The sequence below is a fragment of the Pedobacter sp. 01N416 genome, from assembly GCF_056399685.1.
The window spans coordinates 1-2,432 of sequence record NZ_JBFTRT010000797.1; the positions used below are offsets into that span (position 1 = coordinate 1).

Genomic DNA, 2,432 nt, shown 5'->3' on the forward strand with positions numbered 1-2,432 from the left:
CAACTGTATCATTCTCTCTGATTTCGTCAATCAGGCCTGATGCATGCACAAAAATCTCAGATCCRCTCTCTTCTTTAATAAAGCCAAAGCCTTTTTCTGAGTTAAAAAATTTTACTGTTCCGTTTTTCATTATACTGGATGTTTTTAAATTAAAAACCAAAAATAGGATTAAAACCCAAAAACCAAAATTACTGGCAAACAAAATTGCTAATTATGCACAAAAAGATTTACAACTGTAAAGATTATAGCGACCATTTTACAGTCTAAGGTATTAACCACAAATGTTTATGAGCATTAAAAAGATTTTCCTTGCGTAATGGAAGAATACCAATTAATTGGGTGCGACCTTAAGTTCATGCCATCACTCTCAATATGATACAAGATAATAGGCATACTGAAATCGACAAAACGTTCTACCTGTCTGGAAAGTTTACCGAGAAAATCCACACTAGATATGCCTTCCTTTAAATGAACGTAAATTACACTGCCTGTTTTAAACTCAAAGCGTTCTACCACTCCTGGCCACTCTGCTTTTATCCTGGTGAGGAAAGCTTTGATTTTGGTTTCTTCTTTTAGATTTTCCATAAGCTTATCAGGTTTTTTAATATATGCTAATTTAAAAAATTATTCCAAATAAGATTAATTGTAACAGGACCTATACAATTCGACGGCAAAAAGAAATTAAAATAAGAAATAGCCCATAATTCAGCTCTTTTACTGGCAATGGTAACACATATCGGATATGGACCAGGAACTTCCTAGCTATCTTTATAATCTTATTCTTTTTCGTGGCCTGACGGTATTTTGCTAAAGCCAATATTAATGCTGCATCATCCTACTTTAAACCTTGCCATTTTATAAGCATCAGTTTTTAGCTGTTCCTCTACCCAACTATTGGTGACATTTCCATGTATAGTTTGTGGTGGGAGGCAATGTGCACGGGAGACCGGAAAGCTTTCCTGGATTTATACAAAGGACTTTATCGAAATCTCTCTGTTTTTGGGCTAAGGGTCTGCACCGATCCCGATGTGGTCAGCGATACCTTAAATCAGATCTTTCTAGAATTGTGGGAGAAACATGAATTTCTGCCCAGGGTGGATCAAGTAGAATCTTATCTGCGGACTATTCTTAAGCGGAAAATTCTAAAACAAATTGGTCATCAGCAGAAACTGGACAGGGTGATTTCTGCAATTGCAAAAGATGGTGAGCTGATTGAAATACCCTATGAGGAACTTATTGTTAAAATCCAATCAGATGATCTGGTAAAGAGGCGACTAAGCCAGGCACTGGGAAAGCTTAGTCTGCAGCAGCGAAAACTCATTCAATTGCGTTTTTATGAAGGACTGAGTTATGAAGATATTGCAAGACTCAATGCGATGACTGTCCGTACAGCTTATAATACGATTTATGAAGCTTTAAAAATCCTTAGAAAATATTTAATCAACTAACTACCAGCAAGTTATATTATTTTTCTAAAAAAATCCGGTAAAAATCAAATAGTTCAGGCACTGATATATAAAAGGCAGCCAGAATGATTAATGATTATTTACAACCAGAAGATTTTTTAATGGATGACACCTTCAAGAAATATTGTGAAGGTAGTGACGAAAGGTGTATCCGGTTTTGGGAAAAATGGGTTGTTGATAACCCTTCGAAATCCGACTTGGTCGAGAAGGCTCGGTATATGTACCAGGTCTTAAGTGCCAATATAACCCCATTAAATATTCAGGTTAATAAGATCAATGGAGTGACACAACCAGAAAAGCAATTGCGGAAACGACATATTATATGGTATGGAGCTGCTGCAGCCTGCTTTTTAGCAGTGTTGATGGCAGGATTGTTTTATTATTCGAGCAAACCGGCACCAGCAGTACTTTACACTAGGTCGTTTGAGACAGGTTTTGGGAATAAGAAAAAAATTCTTCTTCCTGATGGAACAAAGGTTTACCTCAATTCGGGCAGTGAAATTAAAATGGAAAAAGGTTTTAATGTGGATACAAGGTCTGTAAAGTTGATCGGTGAGGCTTATTTTGATGTAGCACATAATAAGGAAAAGCCATTCAAGGTATTGACCGACAATTTTAAAGTAACTGTTTTAGGAACGGTATTCAATTTAAAGTCCTACCCGGAGGAAGACTTCTCAGAAGCGTCCCTCATTAAAGGCTCTATCAAAGTGGAAAGTAACAGCGGCAATGATAACGTGGTGACTTTAAGACCGGGACAGAAAATCTTGTTCTATAAACCAGCGAGCAATTTAAAAGGTGCGACGAATGCACTGCCGCAACTTCCAAAAGTCGAGATGGGTCATATAACTAAGCTTGATACCACGATTGTGGAAACAGCCTGGGTAACGAATAACCTTATTTTTAATGCGTTCACCTGGAGGGAAATGGAACCAATGTTGGAACGCTGGTACGGCGTTGATATAGAAT

General features: G+C 37.3%; 4 protein-coding genes. 2 read left to right on the top strand and 2 right to left on the bottom strand.

The window, feature by feature from the left end; genetic code table 11:
* Both AC1DND_RS27250 and AC1DND_RS27255 read right to left on the bottom strand, forming a co-directional pair.
* A partial coding sequence (locus AC1DND_RS27250; protein ID WP_477585907.1) for a cold-shock protein occupies positions 1 to 130 on the bottom strand: 130 nt, incomplete at its 3' end.
* 164 nt (positions 131 to 294) lie between these two features.
* Positions 295 to 585 (bottom strand): hypothetical protein, encoded by a 291-nt coding sequence (locus tag AC1DND_RS27255; protein WP_477585904.1) that lies wholly within the window; start codon positions 583 to 585, stop codon positions 295 to 297.
* 347 nt (positions 586 to 932) lie between these two features.
* On the opposite strand from AC1DND_RS27255, the gene AC1DND_RS27260 reads away from it, so the two are divergent.
* Both AC1DND_RS27260 and AC1DND_RS27265 read left to right on the top strand, forming a co-directional pair.
* On the top strand, positions 933 to 1,448 hold the full coding sequence (locus AC1DND_RS27260) for an RNA polymerase sigma factor (RefSeq protein WP_477585909.1): 516 nt from the start codon (positions 933 to 935) through the stop codon (positions 1,446 to 1,448).
* A gap of 83 nt (positions 1,449 to 1,531) precedes the next feature.
* The coding region (locus AC1DND_RS27265) for a FecR family protein (RefSeq protein ID WP_477585905.1) at positions 1,532 to 2,432 on the top strand (901 nt) is incomplete at its 3' end.